Genomic DNA, 19,885 nt, shown 5'->3' on the forward strand with positions numbered 1-19,885 from the left:
CTTCCCACCACGCCGGCGATGGTGCGGATCTGATCGACCAGTGCCTGGAACTGATCGGGATAGAGCGACTGGGGTCCGTCCGACAGCGCATGGTCGGGGTCCTGATGCACTTCGACGATCAGGCCGTCGGCGCCGGCGGCGATCGCGGCGCGCGCCATCGGCGCCACTTTGTCGCGGATGCCGGTGCCGTGGCTCGGGTCCACGATCACCGGCAGGTGAGACAGCTCCTGGACCACCGGGATGGCGTTCAGGTCGAGCGTGTTGCGCGTGTAGGTCTCGAAGGTGCGGATGCCGCGCTCACAGAGGATGACCTGGCTGTTGCCCTGCGACAGGATGTGCTCGGCGCTCATCAGCCATTCCTCGATGGTCGACGCCAGGCCGCGCTTCAGCAGCACGGGCTTGCCGGCGTGCGCCACCTCGCGCAGCAGGGCGAAGTTCTGCATGTTCCGCGCGCCGACCTGGAGCACGTCGGCGTAGCGCGCGACGAGTGTCACGAGCTGCGTGTCGAGCACCTCGCTCACCACCGCGAGACCGTGAGCGTCGGCGGCGCGGCGCAGCAGCTTGAGCCCCTCCTCTCCCAGACCCTGGAACGAGTAAGGCGAGGTGCGCGGCTTGTAGGCGCCGCCGCGCAATACGGTGGCGCCGGCGCGCGCCACCGCTTCGGCCACGGTGAAGGCCTGAGCCTCGCTCTCCACGGAGCATGGGCCGGCCATGATCACGAGCTGATCGCTGCCGACCGCGCAGCGTCCGACCGAGATCACCGTGTCACGCGGCTGGAACACGCGGCTCACGAGCTTGAAGGGGACCGGTATCGGCGCGACCGACTGGACGCTCGGCCAGCCACGCACGAGGTTCCAGTCGACCGGCGCGCCGTCGCCCACGGCGCCAAGGCGCACCGTGCCTTCGTGGTCGAAGCGGTGGACCGCCAGGCCGAGCATGCGAAGCCGGGCGGCGACGTCCGCGGTCGCGGCTTCGGTCACGCCCTTTTTCAGCACGACGAGCATGCGTTTGTCTCGTCAGGGACCAACGATGAAGCCCACGCCGTGGGGCGTGGGCCTTGAGATGTCACGGTGACCGGTACCGATCAGCGAGCTCGAGCACGCCCCCGAATGCGTCGCACGCGACGCCAGCGCCAGATCCAGAGGGCTCGATCGATGTGCACGGTGCAGATCTCCTTTCGACGGCCGGAAACGGTACATCGCCGCCTGCATAGCGTCAACGCGCGCGGTGCCGCTTCACTTGTCACGCCCTCTCAATGCGCGCTGGCGCAGCCACGCGTCCATCAGCGTGAGAGCCATCATGCTCTCGGCCACCGGCACGACGCGCGGGCAGATACAGGGATCGTGGCGTCCCTGGATCTCGACGGTGGTCGTGCCTCCGCCCTGCTTCGCGGCGGTCTGCGGACGGGCGATGGACGTCGCGGGCCGAACGGCCACGCGCACCACGACGTCGGCCCCGTTGCTGATCCCGCCCGAGATTCCACCGGAGAAATTACTGAGGAACCGCTCACCGTCGAACACGTCGTTGGTCTCGGACCCATGCTTCCCGGCCATCTCGAATCCACCGCCGATCTCGACGCCCTTGGTGGCGGGGATCGAGAGCATCGCGAGGCCGAGCACCGCGTCGAGCTTGCTCATCGTCGGATCCCCCCAGCCGGCCGGCACGCCGCTGGCGATCACTTCGACCACGCCGCCGACCGAGTCCTTGTCGTCGCGCGCCCTCTCGATGATCGCCGCCATCCGGACCGCCGCCTCGGCATCGGGACAGCGCACCGGATTCTTCTCGGCCTCGTCCCAGTCGCGGCGCGCGGCCTTCACGTCCTTCACCTGCACGGTTCCGCCCACGATCCGCACGCCCACGGTGGCGAGCGCGGTCTTCGCCAGCGCGCCGGCCGCCACGCGCCCGATGGTCTCGCGCCCCGAAGAGCGGCCTCCGCCCCGGTGATCGCGCACGCCGTACTTCGCGAACGTGCTGTAGTCGGCGTGGCCCGGACGGAACACGTCGCGCAACGCGTCGTAATCCTTCGAGCGCGCGTCCGTGTTGCGCACCAGCATGGCGATCGGCGTTCCCAGCGTGACGCCCTCGAAGATCCCGGACAGGATCTCGGCTCGGTCGCCTTCCTGGCGCTGCGTGGTGAGCGCGCTCTGGCCGGGACGCCGCCGGTCCAGCTCGCGCTGGATGGCGCCTTCCTCGATCGCGATCCCCGGCGGCATGCCGTCCACCACCACGCCCACTCCGGCGCCGTGGGACTCGCCGAAGGTGGTGACCACGAACAATCGTCCGAAGGACGAGGACATCGGCTCGATCAGCGGCGCGCGCGCCCGCGAGCGCGTTCCGGCGCTCCGAGCGTGCGTGCGATCAGCGCGCCTTTCGCGTCGCCGTCGCGTCCGTGGAGCGCCTGCTGCGCCGCATTGGTCCGCTTCCGATAGGCCAGGTGGTCCTCGACCATGCGCTCGAATTGGCGCATGTAGGTGAAGCGGATCGCTGCGCGCGCTTCCGCGACCCAGGGCTTCACCCGCTCCCAGGTCACGATGTCCTCGCCGGTGTGATCGAAGAACAGCTCGGCATGGAGCACGCCGCGATTGACGAGCGCGGCGACCATTTCCCAGTACGCCAGCGTCATGCGCAGGTACTGGTCGGCGTCGGAGAACTTGAGGTAGCCGGGACCGATCTCCTCCCAGCTGCTCGCCTTGAATTCGGAGAGGACCCAGGCGCGGGCCTTGCGGAGCTGGGGTTCACGGCGCAGCTCGTAGAGGTGGAGCAACAGCTGGGCATCGGCGTGGGTGGCCTTGCGCATGGCTTACCTCCTGTCGGTGGGGGCCCGCGGACTCTAGCAAGCCGAGACCACCCGCCAAAAGCGGAGCGCCCGCATGGTTGCGCGGCCGTTGGGGTAGCCCTAGAGTGCCCTCGTGCTCGACCGATTGCGCGCGTGGGTGATCGGAGCCCCCAAGAACCTGCTCGATCCCCACATCCACCACTCCCTCGCGCTCATCGCGTTCTTTGCCTGGGTCGGGTTGGGATCCGACGGCCTCTCTTCATCGTCCTACGGTCCCGAGGAAGCCTTCCTTCAGCTCGGCGCGCACCGCCATCTGGCGCTCTACCTGGTCGTGGCCATGGTGGCCACGATCTTTCTGATCTCGGCGAGCTACAGCTACATCATCGAGCTGTTCCCGAGCGGTGGCGGCGGCTACCTGGTCGCCACCAAGCTCCTCGGGACCGTGCCCGGCGTGGTCTCCGGCGCGGCGCTGGTGGTGGACTACGTGCTGACGATCGCGATCTCGGTGGCATCGGGTGTGGAGGCCATCTTCTCGTTCCTTCCACCCGAGCTGGCGGTCCTCAAGCTGCCCTCCAAGCTGGTCATCGTGATCGGGCTCACCACGCTCAACCTCCGGGGTGTCAAGGAATCCGTCCTGGTGCTCACGCCGATTTTCCTCGGCTTCATCTTGAGCCACGTCACGCTCATCCTGTTCGGAATCTTCACGCACACGAACGTGATGGGCCACATCCTGACCGACACCGTCACCGACACCCAGCTGGCGGTCGGCGAGCTCGGCTGGCTTGGCGTGGCGCTCGTCTTCCTGCGGGCGTTCTCGCTCGGCGGCGGGACGTACACCGGCATCGAGGCAGTGAGCAACAGCACCGAGATCCTTCGCGAGCCGCGCGCCGAGACCGGACGGCGCACCATGTTCTACATGGCGGTCTCGCTCGCCTTCACCGCAGCCGGGATCCTTCTCTGCTACCTGCTCAACAACGTCCAGCATGAGCCCGGCCGCACGCTGAACGCGTCGCTATGGACGACGCTGGCCAGCCACTGGCGGATCGGCGGCTTCGAAGTGGGCAACTGGGTGGTGGTGTTCACGCTGGTCACCGAAGGGGCGCTGCTGTTCGTCGCCGCTCAGACCGGGTTCGTCGCGGGACCACGCACGTTGGCCGCGATGGCAGTGGACACCTGGGTGCCCAAGCGATTCGCTCATCTCTCCGAGCGCCTGGTCACCCAGAACGGCGTGGTCGGCATGGGCGTGGCGGCCGTCCTCGTCCTCCTCTATACGGGCGGCATCGTGAGCGTGCTGGTGGTCATGTACTCGATCAACGTGTTCCTCACCTTCACGCTCACCCAGCTCGGCATGGTGCGCCACTGGTGGAACGCGCGCCGCTCGCAGGAGCACTGGAAACGCCGCTTGTGGGTGGCCACGCTGGGCGTGCTGGTGACCGGCACGATCCTCGTCGTCACCTCGACCCTCAAGTTCCTCGAAGGCGGCTGGGTGACGCTGGTGGTGACAGGAGCGCTGATCGTCTATTGCTTCGTGGTGCGCGGTCACTACCGCCGGGTGCGGCGCATGCTGGTTTCGCTCGACAAGGTGCTCACCAACCTCCCGCTCCCGCCGCCGCGGCAGATGCCCGAGCTCGCGCCTGACGGACCCACCGCCATCATCCTGGTCGAATCCTACGCCGGGCTTGGCATCCACACGGTGCTCTCGGTGCAGCGGCTGTTCCCGCGCCACTTCAAGAACTTCGTGTTCTGCTCGGTGGGACTCGTGGACTCCGGCCGTTTCAAGGGGAACGCCGCGGTGCAGGACCTCGAGTCGCGCGTCCGGACCGATCTCGAGAAGTACGTGCGCCTCGCCCAGCGCATGGGGTATTACGCAGAATACCGCTTCACCATCGGCACCGACCTGATCGAGGAGCTGGAGTCGATGTGCATCGACCTCATGAAGGAGTTCCGGCGCCCGGTCGTGTTCGCGGGGCAGCTCGTCTTCCAGCGCGAGAATATCTTCACCCGCTCGCTGCACCACGAGACGGCGTTCGCCGTCCAGCGCCGCCTGCAGTTCCGCGGCGTGCAGGTGATCATCATGCCGATCCGCGTGTGGGAGCCGAAGAAGGCCGCCTGACCCCGCCCGAGCCGGATCCGCCCTCCCCTCCGGCGGCCTCGAGGCGGTAGTATTCGCGCTCCTTTGAAGGCAACCCCCCGATGAAAGGACGCACCGCATGAATCCCCAGACCGCCGCCGGCCAGGCCGCCGACGTCTCACCCGAGCAGTTCGACAAGCTCAAGGCCCAGCTCCGCGGGCCGTTGCTCAAGGCCGGCGACCCCGGCTTCGAAGACTCGCGCACCGTATGGAACGCGATGATCCAGCGCCGCCCCGCGATGGTGGCGCGCTGCCTCGGGGTGTCGGACGTGGTGACCGGGGTCCGCTTCGCGCGCGAGAACGGCCTCACGCTGTGCGTGAAGGGCGGCGGGCACAACATCGCCGGTCTCGCGGTGTACGACGGCGGATTGATGCTCGACCTCGGGCTCATGCGCGGCGTGTGGGTGGATCCACGCGAGCGCATGGCGCGCGCACAAGCCGGCTGCCTGCTCGGCGACGTGGATCGCGAGACCCAGCTCCACGGCCTTGCGGCCGCGCTGGGCTTCGTCTCCAACACCGGGATCGCCGGCCTCACCGTGGGCGGCGGCATGGGCTACCTCAGCCGGCGCGCAGGCTGGACCTCGGACACCGTCACCGAGATGGAGGTCGTGACCGCGGAGGGCAAGATCGTGCGCGCCAGCGAGCGGGAGAATCCCGACCTCTTCTGGGGCCTGCGCGGGGGCGGCGGCAACTTCGGCATCGTGACTCGCTTCGATTACCGTCTCGAGGCTTTCGGCCCCGAGATCATCGCCGGCGCCATCGCCTGGCGCGACGAGAAGGCGCCCGAGGTGCTCGAGCTCCAGCGACAGATCATGGCCGATGCGCCGCCCGAGCTCACGGTGGTCTCCGGAATGCGCAAGGCGCCTCCCGCGCCGTGGCTGTCCAAGGACGTGCATGGGCAGGGAATCGTGCTGATCGTGGTTTGCCACAGCGGAGACGTGGCGGAAGGCGAGCGCCTGATCGCGCGGCTCAAAGCGCTCGGCGGGACGGTCGGCGACGTGCTCCAACGGCGGACCTACGTCTCCCAGCAATCGCTGCTCGACGCCACGCAGCCCAAGGGCCGACGTTACTACTGGAAGTCGGAGTACCTCCCATCGATCGGCACCGAGCTGTTCGAGAAGAGTGTTCGGAGCGCGCGAGCGATCGCCTCGCCGCACTCCGCGATCCTGCTCTTCCCGATCGGCGGGGCGCTCAACCACCTCCCGGTCGACCATTCGGCAGTCGGCAACCGCGACGCGCAGTGGCTGATCAACATCGCCGCCTCGTGGGAGAAGCCGGAGGAGGACTCCACGCACATCGAGTGGGCGCGGTCCACGTGGCGCGACATCCGCCCGTTCTCGACCGGCGGCACCTACATCAATTTCCTCACCGAGGAAGAGAGCGACGAGCGCATCCAGGCGGCTTATGGGCCGAATCTCGCCCGGCTGGTCGAGATCAAGCGACGCTGGGACCCCGAGAACGTGTTCCGGACGAACAAGAACATCAAGCCCTAGCGGACGGTCCTCAACGCGATCGCGTCGCTTGCGGCGTCTGCCTGGCTAGGGCTCGAGCTTCTGGATCGAGAGCACCTGGACGATCGTGCCTGCCATGCAGATGCTCGCCATCTCCGGCTTCTCACGCGCCGAGAATTTCACGCGCAGGCCCTCGACCTGGAACTCGGCGTCCTCCACCGGCCATAGCATGCGCCCGTCGGTCGTGGTGATCCGCCAGATCTTGGGGCACTCCGGACCGACGCCCTGGTGGATGACGCCCTCGCCGTCGAAAGAGCCCGGCTCAGGTGGTGTTTGCTTCGGACAGGGCCCGGCACCCATCGCGAGCAGAGCCACGAGCAATATGCGCCTCATGAGAGGGTTCCTTTCTAACGCAGCTCGACAACGCCGCGTGGACATTTCATGGTGGCCATCAAGCGTGGCGCATCGCCCCTCCCGACTTCCAGGTCGAGGTCCAGCGCCGCCAGCGCGGAGCGCACACGCAAAGGATCGGGGTGCTCGGCGCGCAGCGTCTGCAGCATGCAGCCGCGCGCCGCACCCATGGAAGGGTGAGGTGTATCGCCCCAGTCGATGAAGAAAGGAATCAAGCCATCGAGCCTCGATGCGTCGGCGCCGAGAGTACGCCAGGCCAGCCACGACCCATCCGGGGTGCGCCGCCCTCCACTCTTCGGTTCGCCGAGCTCGACCCCCGCCTCCCGCGCTTGCCGGCTCACTTCATCCAGATTCGAAGCCTTGGCCACCCAAGTGGCGAGATGTAGCGCAGTTTGGTCGCCGACACCCAGGAAGCGCCGTTCGGGTGGCACCGCCTGCTCGGGGTCTGGCGCCAGCAGCTCCAGGTACCGGCCATCGCCGAGAGACAGGAGCGCGTTCTGCGTTCCACGCCCTTCGTGACGCCCCCCCGGCGAAGGTCTCGAGCCGAGCCGCTGCTCGAGCTCGGCCATGCCCGACTCCAGTGAAGGAGCGACGACGATCAGATGGTCGAGCTGGCCCACGGCCTCTCCTTTCGCCGCAGTCGAAACAGCTCGAGGTCGAGCCGCGAACGGCCGTCGAGCAAGAGCTCGGCGGCCACTTCGCCGATCGCGCTCGAGAATTTGAAGCCATGACCCGAGCAGGCCGAGATCATCAGCAGCCGCTCGTGCTCGGGATGGAGGTCGATGACGAAGTGCCCGTCGGGCGTGTTGGCGTACATGCACACCACCGCGCGCGCGAACCGGCCGGCCGCATCGGGCATGTAGGTCTCGAGCCGGCGGCGCAACGCCTCGCTCTCGGCTTCGCCCGCGTCCCGGTCGATGGTGTCCGGATCGGCGGCGGCTCCTTCCCCATGCGTGGCCACCTTGATCAGTCCGTGGAACGCCGGGAATCCGTAGAAGAAGCGGTCCGGCTCGGGCTCCCACAGGTAGATCGGCAATCGGTCGGGCTCGAACATCTCGGCACGCGCGCGCGGCTCGAACCAGAAGAGCGGCTGTCGCGCCACGATGAGCCCCAGCGGCACATCGGGCAACAAGCGCTCGAGCCAGGCGTTGGTGGCCAGGACCAGGCGCTCCGTCCGATACAGCGCGCGCGCCGTGATCAGCTCGAATCCTTCGCCGTCACGGCGCCACGACCGGACCGGCTCGTCGACGTGCAGCTCGGCGCCGTCCTTCGCCGCGGCGGCGAGATGCGCCTGCACGCAGGCCTCCGGGAACAGGACGCCGGCGCGCGGCTCCCAGATCGCCACCATGTCGTCCCGCGGCAGCAGCGCCGGGAATCGGCGGCGGATCTGGCCGGCGTCCAGGCGCTCGAACGGCAGCTGGTGCGTCTCGGCGCTGGCTCGCGCCCCACGCACGAGGACGCCGTCCTCGGGACCGATCATCAGCCCGCCAGTCACCCGCATGAGCGAGCCGCCGCAATCCACCTCGAGCTCGCGCCACAACGAATAGGCGCGCTGGACCAGCGGGACGTAGCGCGGATCCTCGAAGTACGCCTCGCGGATGATGCGGGTCTCCCCGTGCGACGAGCCGAGCGCGTGAGGCGGTGAGAAGCGATCGAAGCCGACCACGCTCACGCCGCGACGGGCGAAGTGACGCGCCGCCGCGCTGCCCATCGCTCCCAGCCCGACGACCGCGACGGCGTAGGTCACGCTCACCGCCGGCCGACCTTGGTTTCGGGCTCGGTGGTCGGGACGAGCAGCACGGGACGATCGCAGCTCGCGAGCAGGCGAGCGATCCGCGGCCGGATGCGAATGCTCCCCAGCGGCCCGCGGCGCACGACCGGCACCACGATCAGATCCGTGCCGCTCGAATCGAGCGGCTCGGTCGAGTCGAGGTCGGCGACGAGATCGCTCACCTGCATGGCCAGCGGACGGGCGAGGCGCGCCAGGAAGCGCTGGGCATCGGCGGTCTTCTGCTCCGGGGCCTTGACCAGCATCGCGCGACGCAGCGGGCGGCTCCGGCCGGAGGCGATCAGCACCGGCACGCGGGCGCCTTCCAGCACCGTCGACATCGTGCGGCTCATGCCCTTGCCGCCGTTGCCGAGAAAACGGTCGATCCATGCCGGACGAGGCCGCGCGGGGAACACGATCATCTGGCTCAGCAGCTCGTCCTGCTCATGCAGGATTTGCGCGCCGGCATTGCCGTAGCGCACGCGAAGCTCGGCCTCCTCCAGCCCCGCGGCGCGCTGGCGGCGATGCAGGCTCCAGCCGAGCCGCTCGGAGTGCCGCGCGTCGACCGCGACGCCGAGCAGCGTGATGCGCGCTTCGAGCGCGCGCGCCAGGTAGCGCGCGATCTCGAGCCGTCCGGCTGGACCGCGGCCGTCGTCGGCGACCAGGAGCGATGCGGGCGGCGGGTCGAGGAAGTGCCAGCGCTGCATCGTGACCCACACGTCCTTTTCCGGAAGCTCCTGCTGCGGAGGCAGCAGCGCCTCGACCAGGACGCCCTCGGATCGTGGCGCCGGCGAGGAGGCGGGATGCACCTCGGCGCGACGCGCGAGCTGGACTCGCACACGCCGCAAGGCGCCGGCGAAGCGCTGCTCGACGACCGTTCCGCTGCCGAGTGTCGGTTGTCCTTCGGGCGGCTGGGCCGACGACACGGTCAGGTCCTCGGGGCGCAGCAACAGGTACGCGGGCGATCCTTCTTCGAACGGCGCCGGTGGCCTGACCCCGATATCGAGGCCTTCGAAGTGCACGTGCCCCCCGCGCATCCGCCCCATCAGCACCGTGCCGCTGCCGAGAAAGGTGGAGGCGAACAACGTGCGCGGGCGGGCGTACAGATCCTCGGCGCGTCCCACTTCCACGAGACGGCCACGGTCCATGAGGCCCACGCGGTCCGCGAGCTCGAAGGCTTCGTCCTGGTCGTGGGTGACCAGCACGGTCGTGATCATCAGGCGGTCGTGGATGGCGCGCAGGCTGCGGCGCAGCTGGTGGCGGATCTTGACATCGAGCGCGCCGAAGGGCTCGTCGAGCAGCAAGACCTTGGGCTCGTAAGCGAGCGCGCGAGCGATCGCCACGCGCTGCTGCTGTCCGCCCGAGAGCTGGATGGCTTCACGGTCGCCGAAGCCCGGCAGCCCGACCAGATCGAGCAGCGCCTCCCGGCGCTTCTGTCGCTCGGCGCGAGGCACGCCGCGCACCCGCAGGCCGAATTCGATGTTCTGCGCCACGGTCATGTGGCGGAAGACCGAGTAGTTCTGGAAGACGAATCCGGTGCCGCGCCGCTGAGGCCGCACGCCGGTGACGTCGCGCCCCGAGAGCAGGATGCATCCTTCATCGGGAGTCGTGAGCCCGGCGATCAGGCGCAGCAGCGTGCTCTTGCCGCTTCCGCTCGCGCCGAGCAGCACGAACAGCTCGCCGGGCGCCACCTCGAGCGACACGCGGTCGAGCACGCGGTGGGCGCCGAAGCGCTTGGAAACATCCTGGACCCGGATCCCCATCAGCGCTTTTCCGCGCGCCGCGTCTGGTTGAGGAGCAGGAAGAAGATCACGAATGAGAGCGCGGCCAGCACCGCAGCCACCGCGTTGGCGCCCGCCAGGTTGCCGGCCTCGAACTGGGCGAAGATGTACAGTGGCGCCGTCTGCGTGCGGAGCCGCAGGTTCCCGGACACGAGCACGGTGGCGCCGAACTCGCCCAGCGAGTGCGCAAAGGTGAGCAGCGCGCCGGTGAAGATGCTGCCGCGCAGCGCCGGCAGCGTGACGTGCCAGAAGGTCTGCCAGCGCGAGGCCCCGATCGTCGCCGCCGCTTCTTCGTACGTGATCTCCAGCTCGTCGAGCAGCGGCTTCACCGCCCCGAGCATGTACGGGAAAGTGACGAACAGGTGGGCCAGCAGCACCCCGATCGGCGTGAACATCGGCTGGAGGCCATAGGGCTCGAGCGCCTTGCCCAGGAGCCCGATGGGCCCCCACAGCAGCAGCAGCGACGTCCCCACCACCACGGTCGGAATCGCGATCGGCAGATTGACGACCGTGTTGAGCGCGCCGCGACCGGTGAAGTGGAATTTGCTGAGCACGTAGGCGGCGAAGGTGCCGAGCACGGCGTTGAGGATCGCGGTCGCGAACGCGATCAGCACGCTGAAGCGCATCGCGAACTGCGACTCCTGGGTCATGAGCGCTTCCTTGAAGGCCACGACTCCGCCGCGGAACGCGAACACGAAGACTGCCGAGAGCGGCATGAGGAGCAGGGGGAGCAGCAGCCCCACCAGCAGCGCAACAGGCAACGCCGCTTCCGGAAGACGCCACGGATTCCGGCGCGCGGGGCCGACGGCGGCGATCTGGCTCATCGGTCGATCTCCTCGAGCACCCGATCCCGCCATACCCCCTCGACGATCTGCTTCTTCACCTGCTTCCACCCTCCGAGGTCGGCGATGAAGAAAGGATCCGTGATCTTCCCGAACCCCGAGTCCTCACCCACCAGCTCGTCGTTCACGCTGCGGAAGCCGTTGTGCACGAACATCCGCTGCGCCGGCTCCGACCACAGGAACGATGCAAGGCTGTCGAGCAGGGGCCGCTCGCGAAGCCCGACATTCTTCTTCACCACCACCAGCGTGTGCTCGGTGAAGATCGTGCTCCTCGGGTAGACGATCTCGCCGTGCAGCTTGTCGCGCGCCCGATCCCACAGCCCTTCCTGCTCGTAGGTGATGAGCGCGTCGCCGAAACCCAGATCGAACTGCGTGCGCGCGGCGCGCGCCGAAGCCGCCTGCGCGACCACGTTCTTCCAGATGCCGAGCAGCATGCGGTAGCCCGCCTCGGGGTCGTCCGGATTCGCCCGTTGTCCCGCGCCATACTCGGCGGCGATCGCCCAGTTCGCGGCGCCGGAGGTGAGCGGATCGGGATGCACGACCCCGATGCCGGGGCGCGCGAGGTCGGCGAAGTCGCGAATGTTCCTGGGATTCCCCTGGCGCACCACGATCACGATCGGCGTGCGGTTCACGACGCCCTCGTGCGGCAGGTTGCGCCAGCTCCCCTCCTCGACCACGCCGGCATCGACGAGCCGCTGTGCATCGGCCTCGAGCGCGAGCAGGGCCAGCTCGACCGGCACTCCCATGATCATCTGGTTGGTGATCGTGCCCGATCCGGCGAAGGAGGAGATCATCTCCACGTTCTCCTTCGTCGCGGCGTTCCACTGACGCCGGAAGGCCGGGAAGACGTCATGGGTGATGGAGTGGTCGAGGATGCTGAACCCGTAGAACACCACGGTGCGCGGAAGGGCGGCCTGAGCGCGCATCGGCAGCCACGGCCAGATGCCGTAGACGAGGAGTCCCCCCATCACGATCACGGCGAACGTGCCTTTGATGCGCTGCCACAAGGCGCCATTCATGGGATTGCGTGAAATCCCTCTCTCGACCGCCGCTCGGTGGGGAGCGCGGCGCACATCCTAGGGGATGTCGAGCATTCCCCCAAAGCGCTCTGCCGCTCACGGCGCGGCATCCGCCGCTGGATCAGGGACGGTGGGTGCGCCTCAGGCGCTGCACGCGCTCCACGCCACCGTGGCGCGTGACCAGAACGACCTCCGAGCCCGGAGCACCTTCGAGTCGAGACTCGGCGTCATCTCCCTCCTCGTCCGCGAGCGTCACGCCGTCGATCGAGACCACGACGTCGCCGACCGTGATCCCGGCGCCCGATGCCGCGGATCCGCGCGCCACGGCGGCCACGCGCATGGCACCCCACCGGCGCTCGAGTCTCAGGCCGACGTGGCTCGAGGCGAAGGCGCGCGGCTCTCGTCCCGGCCTGGGCTCGAGCCACAGGACCTGGTTTCCGTAATCGAGGATGACGCGAAAGCGCTCGAGAAAGGTCGCACCCAGGAGCCCATGGATCCGCTCGGGGAGCGTGCCGCCGATGTCCGGCAATGCCCGGCGCGGAGCGATGCCGGCATCCACGCGGCTGATGGCGAGCGGGGGCGACGCCGCCGTGAGCTGCAGCCGAGGCACCACGGTGGCGCTCATGCGCGACGTGCCGAGCAGCGTATGGATGGGCACGTCGCGGAGCCAGGGCCAGGAAGGCGCGTGCGCCACGCGCTCGGCGATCACGTCGTCGAAGATGACGCAAGCCGAGGCGCCGGTGTCGAACAGCAGGGTCAGCGACGATCCGCACCACGTGCCATCCAGCTCGCACGCGCGAGCGTCCACGAGAATACGCCCGCCATCGAAGAGCCGGAACGGCACCGCAACGCCGTCTTTGGGAAGCACCGACGGGTACGCGGCCCGGGAACGTCGCACACGGCTCTCACGGGTCAGATCGCCGCGCGACGCGGAGTCACGCGCGACGACGGCGAGCCGCGGCGGAACGATCGCCCACTCGGAACGCGCGTAGTCGAGCGCGAGCGCCTTGTCCTGGATCATGCTGGGGCCGAGCAGGCCGATGACTCCGGCGTCGAGCAGCGAATCCTCGACCACGCCGCCAATCACCATTCCCGGAATCGATGACGATCCGAGCCGGATCGAGCTGAGAGGGCGGCGAACGATCTGGTAGAAGCTGCCGCCCGTCATCGTCGTGTCGACCTGGAGCCGGTTCCACGCCGACTCGGTCACCACCAGGCCGGGTGCGCCGGTGTCGAGCACGAGAAGCCCGGAGACCGACCGGCCCGACATCCGCAGCGTGGCATCGACGAGCACCTGGCCACGCTCGATGCGCACGGGAACGCGCTCGGTTCCCGGCGGCCACGACGACGACTCGGCGGGACCGCGAAAGGTGATGTCGGCACCCACGGCCGGCGCGCCGCACATCCACGCCATGAGGACGCAGACGGCGAGCGTCCGGTCCGCCGGGACCCTCAACCCATGCCCTTTCCGGGCATCGTCCGCTCGGTTCAGGCCGTTCCCCGCCGCGCCGGGTGATCGTCCGCGGGCGAGGGATGGATGCGCTCCTGCACCTGGCGGCGGAATTCCAGGGGGCTCGCGATGCGATCGAAGACTTCGTGGGTCCCGCCCGTGCCTCGAATGACCACTTTCCCGTATCCCGCCATGCGCCCGGCCAGGCTCTGGTCGACGCCGATGCTCTCCACTTTGGTGAGCATCAGCTCCACCGTGTTGCGCGCCACGATGCCGGTCTTGATCAGCACCCGATGGTTGGTCACCGCGATCTCCACGGATGACCGGCGCAGCACGCCGATCAGCACAGAGGCGGCGGCGAGAACCAGGCACACGGTCGCCGTGATCCACGCCGGACCCGAGCCGGACGCCAGGACGAGCGTCGTCACCGCGACCGAAGCGAGCACCACGGCGATCACGGCCGGCCAGAAGAGGACCGTCCAGTGAAGGCCCGTCCGGTAGTTCACCACTTCGCCGCGGGTCAGGGTCTCGTCGAGGTAGCTCACCGTCTCCTCCTTGGTTGCGGCCAACATAGGAGTATCGGCGACTCGCCGCAAAGCCTTTGGCGTCCGTTGCGCCTCTCCGAGGCCTGTGCCAATCTGCTCGCGCATTCACCGCCTGAACAGGAGGCGCCGATGAGCATCACCCGGATCTCCCCCGGCCCGCGGATGAGCGGCGCCGTGGTCCACGGAAACACGGTGTACCTGTCCGGTCACGTGAGTGGAGATCGCAGCGACGGCGTTCGTGGCCAGACCCGCAGGGTGCTGGAGCGCATCGACGAGCGCCTCGAGGAAGCCGGCACCGACAAGTCCAAGGTGCTTTCGGTTCAAGTGTGGCTCGCCGACATCGCGACCTTCGAAGAGATGAACGAGGTGTACGACCAGTGGGTCGACCGGGCCAACCCTCCGACCCGCGCCACGGTCGAGGCCCGCCTGGCGTCCCCCGACTATCTGGTCGAGATCGCGGTCATCGCCGCTCGTTGACGCCGCATCGTCCCCGCGGTGGAGTATCGCTGACGCCGCGCTGCCGGCTCGGGTAGCATGATGGGCGTCCTTCGTTGTCCTCGTTCGGCCGGTCCCCCGCCGGCCTTGGGCCGCACACTCTCCCGGAGCCCCTCATGACTCCCCGATTGCCGCGCAGGATTGCCGTTGCTCTGGCTCGCCACATCGCCGCGATGATGCTCATGGGCGTCGTCTTCGCTTCGCCGACCGAGGCCGGGATCGGCGACCTGATGAAGAAGGCGAAGGACACGGCCACCAAGGCGACGGGTCAAAAGGCCACCGCTCCCGCCGCGGCGCCCGCGGAAGGCGCGAAGGTGGTCTACGACGACGTCACGCTCGAGCTCACGGAGGAGCGGCTCGATCGCGTGATTGCCACGCTCGAGAAGTCACGCGCCGCCGGGAGCGGCCGCGCGGAGAAGGCCGCGAAGCTCGATCAGCTACACGCGGACCGGGAGGCGATCTGGGAGAAGAATGGCGACAAGATCGAAGCCACCCGAAACAAGCGAGGCGACGTCGAAGTCTGCTACACGGACGGCTACCAAAAGATCACGGAACAGCGCATGGAGGAGTATCGCCAGAAGGCGCTGACCGATCCCGCGATCCGCGAGAAGTTCACGAAGGCCGCGCAGGAGTACAACGCCGCAGCCGCCGCCGGCGACAGCACGGCGATCGCGAAGCTCCATCAAGTGCTGCAGGGCGAGGTCCTGCCGACGCGTGAGGATTCGGCCGCGGTCCGCAAGCAGTGCGGCCCCCTCCCGCCCAAGTCCGCCGCCGAGAGCCAGGTCGAGCAACTGGACAAGCAGATCGCCGCGGTTCAGGAGGAGATCCGGACCATCGACAAGAAGGTCGCCGACGCGCAGGCCGAAGCCAACGGCATGACTCCGCAGCAATGGGCCATGGCGCTCGAGCGGATCCAGATGTACATGGCGGCGAATCCCTCCACCACGTCCGGTTCGGGGGCCAAGTCCAATTCGGGGGCCAAGTCCGGCGCGGGCTCCGGCGCGACCGGCTCGGGGTCTTCGAACGCCTCCGCCGCGTTGAAGCGCTCGTTCAGCGAGCAGGAGCTCATCGCACTCGAGAAGCGCCTCGCGAAGCTCCGTGCCTTGCTCGGCTAGCTCGATGCCGCGCTGCATGTGGGCCGCAGCCTGGATGGTCGGCGCGATGCTCTCGGCGATCGCCGGCGGCACGGCGTTGGCCGATGGCGGATCGCTGGCGGTCTGGCACGCTGGAGCGTGGCGCACATGGTGGCGAGCCGAGAGCGCTCCGGCGCGCTGGTCGTCGGCCGACGATCGCTTGACTCGTGCACTCCAGTGGGAATCGCTCGCGGATGGGCTGGACTGGGCGAGCGTCCGCATGACGTGCGGCGCTCCGGCCTGGCGTGCCCGCGTCATCGTGGCGCGTCTCGATCCTCGGCGTCTTCGCTTGTCGCTCGAGATGCCTCGGACCGCGGAAGCCAGGCCGTCGTGGGCGATCGATCGCACGCCCGAGGACGCGCTGGTCGCGCTCAATGCCGGACAGTTCGTGGGCGGCATGCCGTGGGGATGGGTCGTCGTCGATGGCGCGCAGCAGCTCGCGCCCGGTCATGGCCCGCTCGCGAGCGCCGTGTCGATCGGCGCCACGGGAGAGGTGCGCTGGACTCACGGCGGCGCCACGCCCGATGCCCAGGAGGTGGTCACGGCATTCCAGTCCTATCCCACACTGCTCGCCGGCAACGGCACGGTACCGGTGGCACTTCGGTCGGCGGGGAGCCGCGTGAGCCGCACGCACCGGGACGCGCGTCTGGCGTTGGGCCAGACGCGTGACGGGATGCTGCTGGTGGTGATGACGCGCTTCGATGCCGCGGGTGAGCTCGCGAGCGGCGTGCCGCTCGGGCCCACCACGCCGGAGATGGCCGCGATCCTGGGCGCGCTCGGCGCATGCGACGCCGTCATGCTGGACGGAGGCATCTCGGCCCAGCTGCTCCTGCGCGGCCGGGAGCGGACGCTGCGCTTGCCGGGGCTCCGCAAGGTGCCGCTCGGCCTGATTGCGCGAGCCAGGCGGGAAACGACCGCGTCGCGCTAGCTAGCTCAGGCCTGAGCGGGCTCGGGCTCGTCCAGCAGCTTCATCAGCGCGCCGATGTTCACCGGTTTCACGAGGTGCTCGTCGAAGCCCGCTTCGCGGGCCATCGCGCGGTCCTGCTCCTGTCCCCAGCCGGAGAGCGCGATGATGCGGAACTCACTCCCGTTCCCCATCCGGCGAATGGCCCTGCAGGCGTCGTAGCCGTTCATCACCGGAAGTCCGATATCCAGCAGGATGACCTCGGGGCGCCAGGTCTGCGCCTTGTCGACCGCCTGCTGGCCGTCGTACGCCACCTCGGTCTCGTGGCCCTCGTGCTCGAGCAACATCGCGAGGCTCTCGACCGAATCGTGATTGTCGTCGACGAGCAGGATCCGCCGGCGGGACGTGGGATGGGCTCGGCGGCGAACCTCCACTGGCGGCGCCGCGGCTTCCGGAAGAAGCGCCGGTCCCGGCGCGGGGAGTCGCACGACGAATTCGCTGCCCCGGTTTTCACCCTCGCTATGGGCGCCCACGGTGCCGCCGTGCATCTCGATCAGGCGCTTGACCAGGTGCAGTCCGATGCCGAGGCCCCCCGTCGAGCGCTCGAGCGACCGATCCACCTGGGTGAAGAGGTTGAACACCTTGCTCAGCATCGGCGGCGGTATCCCTGCGCCCGAGTCCTTGATGCTCACCGCCACGCGCTCGCCTTCGGAGCGCACCGAGACCACGATGGCGCCGCCCGGCGGCGTGTACTTGGATGCGTTGTTCAGCAGGTTGGCGAACACCTGCGTCATGCGGACCGGATCGGCCTCGATCGTGACGGGATCCGGAGGCAGCGAGACCGTGAGCTTGTGCTCCGAGGTTTCGATCAGGTCGTGGACGGTCTCCACCGCGGAAGCCAGGATGGAGCCCAGGTCGACGCGCTGCTTCCGCAGCTCGATCCTTCCGCTGGTGATGCGGCTGACCTCCATCAGGTCGTCCACCAGCCGCACCAGGTGCTGGAGCTGCCGGTCGATAATGTCGTGAGCCATCCGGCCGCTCGGATCTTGTGCGGTCTCCGGACGCAGCAGGTGGACCGCGTTGCGGATCGGCGCCAGCGGATTGCGAAGCTCGTGCGCGAGCGTGGCGAGAAACTCGTCCTTGCGGCGATCTGCTTCACGCAGCGCCGCCTCCACCTGCTTGCGCTCGATGAGGTCGGCGGCCATCCGGGCCAGAAGGTCGAGATAGCGAAGCTCGGATTCCGGCGGTCGGTACGCCGCGCGGAAGTGGTTGTTCAGCATGCCGAGCACCAGGCCGTCGCGACCGACGATGGGCGTGCAGTGGAACGCGCGAACCTCCTCCGCCCTCAGGACGTCGAGATCGGGCCCGGTCCGGACGGAAGGATCATTCGCCAGATCCTCGACGATCACTCGTTGACGGCTCCCCCGGGCCGCTTCGCATCCCGACTCCCACCCGTGATTCGCGAAGTGCTCGATGAATCGCTCGCTCAATCCCTGATGCACGATGATCTTCAGCTCTCCCGTCAGAGCATCGACGAGCTGGATGTTGCCCTTGTCGGTGCCGGTGATCGCCGCGGCGGCGCCGAGGATCTTGCGCAGCTGGACGTCGCGATCGGCGTTCTGGATGAGCTGCAAGCTGACTTCCTGGAGCTGCTGGGCGGCGGCCAGCTCACGGGCCAGCCGGACCTCGCTGTTGCGAAGATTCATGGCGACGCGGGCTTGCTCCACCACGAGCCAGATGCGCTCCGCCGCGCGCTTCATCCGGTCGATCTCGCTCTCGGTCCACCGCCGCGATTCCTCCGAGCTGACCCAGAAGTGGGCCACCCAGCGGCCCTCTCGATGCAGCGGGACATTGATGGAGGCTCGCACACCGATCGGCCGGTAGAGGCTCTCGTATCGCTCGGCTGTCCGCGGGTCCGTGGCGATGTCCTCCATCGAGGTGATGCGTCCCGCCACCCCGTCGGCCAGCAGATGAGGCGCGTATTCCGACACCGGATACACCCCTTTGAGCGCAGGCAGGGCGTCGCGCGCCTCGGCGTCCACCGTGACATGGCCGGCGCCGAGGTCGACGTGCCCGAAACCGCTGCGGCTCACGCGCATCTCGGCTGCCACGTGCTCGCAGATCGACTGGACGACGTCGTCGACCTGCAGGCCTTCGGGAACGCCGATCTTCGCGGCGAGCGCGCCGATCTCGGCCAGCAGACGCTCGGTGCGCTCACTGTCGCGAAGTTTCTCCTCCACCCGTCGGCGCTCGGTGATGTCGGTGGCCGAGGCGATCCAGCCGACCACCTCGCCTTCGGCATTCCGCTCCGGCATGTAGTTCGCCCGCATCCACCGAAGACCCGCCTTGGGATAGGGAATCTCGACTTCGAAGTCGACCGTCTCCCCGCTCAGGGCACGCTCGATGCCGGCACGAACCCGGGAAAAAGCCTCCTCTCCCAGGAGGTCGTCGATCCGTTGACCGATCATCTGCGCGGGTGTGAGGCCATGAAGCGCCGCCGCTGCGTCGTTGGCGAACAGGAACCGCAGGTCCCTGTTGCATCGGGTCAGAATGACCGGCGTCGTGGTCGTGATCAGCCCGAGCTCGGCTTCCTTTGCCCGCAGCTCCGCTTCGATGCGCTTGCGGTGCGTGATGTCGCGGTTGGTCTCCATGACACGCGCGGGCCGCCCGTCGGTCGCCGGCTGGACCGCCCAACGGCTGGCGACCACGATGCGGCGGCCATCCTTGGTGGTGTGGACCAGTTCTCCCTCCCATCGGCCCTGGCGCTCGGCGATCTGGTAGATCTCGGCCAGGGGCTGGGGAAACTCGGTGCGGAGCAGCTCGCGTACGATTCGTCCAACGCTCTCCTCTGCCGTGTATCCATAGGTCTCGGTGGCGCCGTGGTTCCACGCCACGATCCTGCCGTCCATCTCGAGCAGCAGGATGGCGTCGTGGGCGAGCTCCAGCAGGTGGGCCTGCTCACGCAGCGACTGTTCGGTGGCCTTGCGCTCGGTGATGTCGGTGATGGCCATCACCACGCTCTCGACTCCGGCGCCGCCGCACTGCGGCTCGTAGATCACATCGAAGAAACGATCGGGTCGCCGAGGATGGTGCCGGCCGGGCAAGGCCAGCTCGTAATGGACACGCTCTCCCGCGAAAGCCCGCTCGAGCCGCGCCCGGATCTGGGTCGCGTGCACGGCG

17 protein-coding genes are annotated in these 19,885 nt (G+C 68.5%); 5 read left to right on the forward strand and 12 right to left on the reverse strand.

From position 1 onward, the window contains the following. From aroF to VFQ05_13965, 3 genes are all read right to left on the reverse strand, one after another. The coding region (gene aroF, locus VFQ05_13955; protein HET9327866.1) for a 3-deoxy-7-phosphoheptulonate synthase at nt 1–1,004 on the reverse strand (1,004 nt) is incomplete at its 3' end. Nucleotides 1,005–1,235: 231 nt separating this feature from the next. Further along, nucleotides 1,236–2,297 carry a chorismate synthase gene (gene aroC / locus VFQ05_13960; protein HET9327867.1) on the reverse strand — a complete coding sequence of 354 codons (1,062 nt, stop codon included), beginning with the start codon at nt 2,295–2,297 and terminating at the stop codon, nt 1,236–1,238. 8 nt (nt 2,298–2,305) lie between these two features. Then, nucleotides 2,306–2,797 carry a hypothetical protein gene (locus VFQ05_13965; protein ID HET9327868.1) on the reverse strand — a complete coding sequence of 164 codons (492 nt, stop codon included), beginning with the start codon at nt 2,795–2,797 and terminating at the stop codon, nt 2,306–2,308. Nucleotides 2,798–3,113: 316 nt separating this feature from the next. Here VFQ05_13965 and VFQ05_13970 point away from each other — a divergent pair, with 316 nt between their 5' ends. Continuing rightward, complete coding sequence (locus tag VFQ05_13970) at nt 3,114–4,889, forward strand: APC family permease (GenBank protein HET9327869.1); 1,776 nt, start codon at nt 3,114–3,116, stop codon at nt 4,887–4,889. 97 nt (nt 4,890–4,986) lie between these two features. Beyond that, complete coding sequence (locus tag VFQ05_13975) at nt 4,987–6,399, forward strand: FAD-binding oxidoreductase (protein HET9327870.1); 1,413 nt, start codon at nt 4,987–4,989, stop codon at nt 6,397–6,399. Between the two features lie 45 nt (nt 6,400–6,444). Here the strand turns inward: VFQ05_13975 and VFQ05_13980 are convergent, their stop codons facing one another. The 8 genes from VFQ05_13980 to VFQ05_14015 all read right to left on the reverse strand — a co-directional run bounded on the left by VFQ05_13980 (nt 6,445) and on the right by VFQ05_14015 (nt 14,173). Further along, nucleotides 6,445–6,750 (reverse strand): hypothetical protein, encoded by a 306-nt coding sequence (locus VFQ05_13980; GenBank protein HET9327871.1) that lies wholly within the window; start codon nt 6,748–6,750, stop codon nt 6,445–6,447. Nucleotides 6,751–6,764: 14 nt separating this feature from the next. Next, complete coding sequence (locus VFQ05_13985; protein HET9327872.1) at nt 6,765–7,388, reverse strand: VOC family protein; 624 nt, start codon at nt 7,386–7,388, stop codon at nt 6,765–6,767. After that, entirely contained in the window at nt 7,367–8,515 is a 1,149-nt protein-coding gene (solA, locus tag VFQ05_13990) for an N-methyl-L-tryptophan oxidase (protein HET9327873.1), read from the reverse strand. The genes VFQ05_13985 and solA overlap by 22 nt, the downstream gene beginning before the upstream one ends. Nucleotides 8,516–8,517: 2 nt before the next feature. Further along, nucleotides 8,518–10,299 (reverse strand): ATP-binding cassette domain-containing protein, encoded by a 1,782-nt coding sequence (locus VFQ05_13995; protein ID HET9327874.1) that lies wholly within the window; start codon nt 10,297–10,299, stop codon nt 8,518–8,520. Next, nucleotides 10,299–11,141, reverse strand: coding sequence for an ABC transporter permease subunit (locus VFQ05_14000; protein ID HET9327875.1), 843 nt, complete (start codon nt 11,139–11,141; stop codon nt 10,299–10,301). The genes VFQ05_13995 and VFQ05_14000 overlap by 1 nt, the downstream gene beginning before the upstream one ends. Further along, entirely contained in the window at nt 11,138–12,178 is a 1,041-nt protein-coding gene (locus VFQ05_14005) for a substrate-binding domain-containing protein (protein ID HET9327876.1), read from the reverse strand. Before VFQ05_14005 ends, VFQ05_14000 begins: the two co-directional genes overlap by 4 nt. Before the next feature lie 121 nt (nt 12,179–12,299). Next, nucleotides 12,300–13,634, reverse strand: coding sequence for a PDZ domain-containing protein (locus VFQ05_14010; GenBank protein ID HET9327877.1), 1,335 nt, complete (start codon nt 13,632–13,634; stop codon nt 12,300–12,302). Nucleotides 13,635–13,666: 32 nt separating this feature from the next. Then, the gene (locus VFQ05_14015; GenBank protein ID HET9327878.1) at nt 13,667–14,173 is read right to left on the reverse strand and encodes a PH domain-containing protein; all 507 of its coding nucleotides are present in this window, start codon (nt 14,171–14,173) and stop codon (nt 13,667–13,669) included. Nucleotides 14,174–14,302: 129 nt separating this feature from the next. Between VFQ05_14015 and VFQ05_14020 the strand changes: the two genes are divergently transcribed. The 3 genes from VFQ05_14020 (at nt 14,303) to VFQ05_14030 (ending at nt 16,729) form a co-directional block, all read left to right on the forward strand. Beyond that, nucleotides 14,303–14,650 carry a RidA family protein gene (locus VFQ05_14020; GenBank protein HET9327879.1) on the forward strand — a complete coding sequence of 116 codons (348 nt, stop codon included), beginning with the start codon at nt 14,303–14,305 and terminating at the stop codon, nt 14,648–14,650. A 134-nt stretch (nt 14,651–14,784) separates the two neighbouring features. Next, entirely contained in the window at nt 14,785–15,783 is a 999-nt protein-coding gene (locus VFQ05_14025) for a hypothetical protein (protein ID HET9327880.1), read from the forward strand. A gap of 16 nt (nt 15,784–15,799) precedes the next feature. Beyond that, nucleotides 15,800–16,729: a phosphodiester glycosidase family protein gene (locus VFQ05_14030; protein HET9327881.1), complete on the forward strand. Its 930-nt coding sequence runs from the start codon at nt 15,800–15,802 to the stop codon at nt 16,727–16,729. A gap of 5 nt (nt 16,730–16,734) precedes the next feature. On the opposite strand, the gene VFQ05_14035 is transcribed toward VFQ05_14030, so the two are convergent. Continuing rightward, nucleotides 16,735–19,885, reverse strand: a 3,151-nt coding sequence (locus VFQ05_14035) for a PAS domain S-box protein (GenBank protein ID HET9327882.1), incomplete at its 5' end; no start/stop codon positions are given.

Source organism: Candidatus Eisenbacteria bacterium, from assembly GCA_035712145.1.
Taxonomy (GTDB): Bacteria; Eisenbacteria; RBG-16-71-46; order RBG-16-71-46; family RBG-16-71-46; genus DASTBI01.

Coding starts and splice junctions, on each gene's coding strand:
- aroC (HET9327867.1), bottom strand. CDS start 2,297: ATGTCCTCGTCCTTCGGACGATTGTTCGTGGTCACCACCTTCGGCGAG.
- VFQ05_13965 (HET9327868.1), bottom strand. CDS start 2,797: ATGCGCAAGGCCACCCACGCCGATGCCCAGCTGTTGCTCCACCTCTAC.
- VFQ05_13970 (HET9327869.1), top strand. CDS start 3,114: ATGGTGGCCACGATCTTTCTGATCTCGGCGAGCTACAGCTACATCATC.
- VFQ05_13975 (HET9327870.1), top strand. CDS start 4,987: ATGAATCCCCAGACCGCCGCCGGCCAGGCCGCCGACGTCTCACCCGAG.
- VFQ05_13980 (HET9327871.1), bottom strand. CDS start 6,750: ATGAGGCGCATATTGCTCGTGGCTCTGCTCGCGATGGGTGCCGGGCCC.
- VFQ05_13995 (HET9327874.1), bottom strand. CDS start 10,299: ATGGGGATCCGGGTCCAGGATGTTTCCAAGCGCTTCGGCGCCCACCGC.
- VFQ05_14000 (HET9327875.1), bottom strand. CDS start 11,141: ATGAGCCAGATCGCCGCCGTCGGCCCCGCGCGCCGGAATCCGTGGCGT.
- VFQ05_14005 (HET9327876.1), bottom strand. CDS start 12,178: ATGAATGGCGCCTTGTGGCAGCGCATCAAAGGCACGTTCGCCGTGATC.
- VFQ05_14020 (HET9327879.1), top strand. CDS start 14,303: ATGAGCATCACCCGGATCTCCCCCGGCCCGCGGATGAGCGGCGCCGTG.
- VFQ05_14025 (HET9327880.1), top strand. CDS start 14,785: ATGACTCCCCGATTGCCGCGCAGGATTGCCGTTGCTCTGGCTCGCCAC.
- VFQ05_14030 (HET9327881.1), top strand. CDS start 15,800: ATGTGGGCCGCAGCCTGGATGGTCGGCGCGATGCTCTCGGCGATCGCC.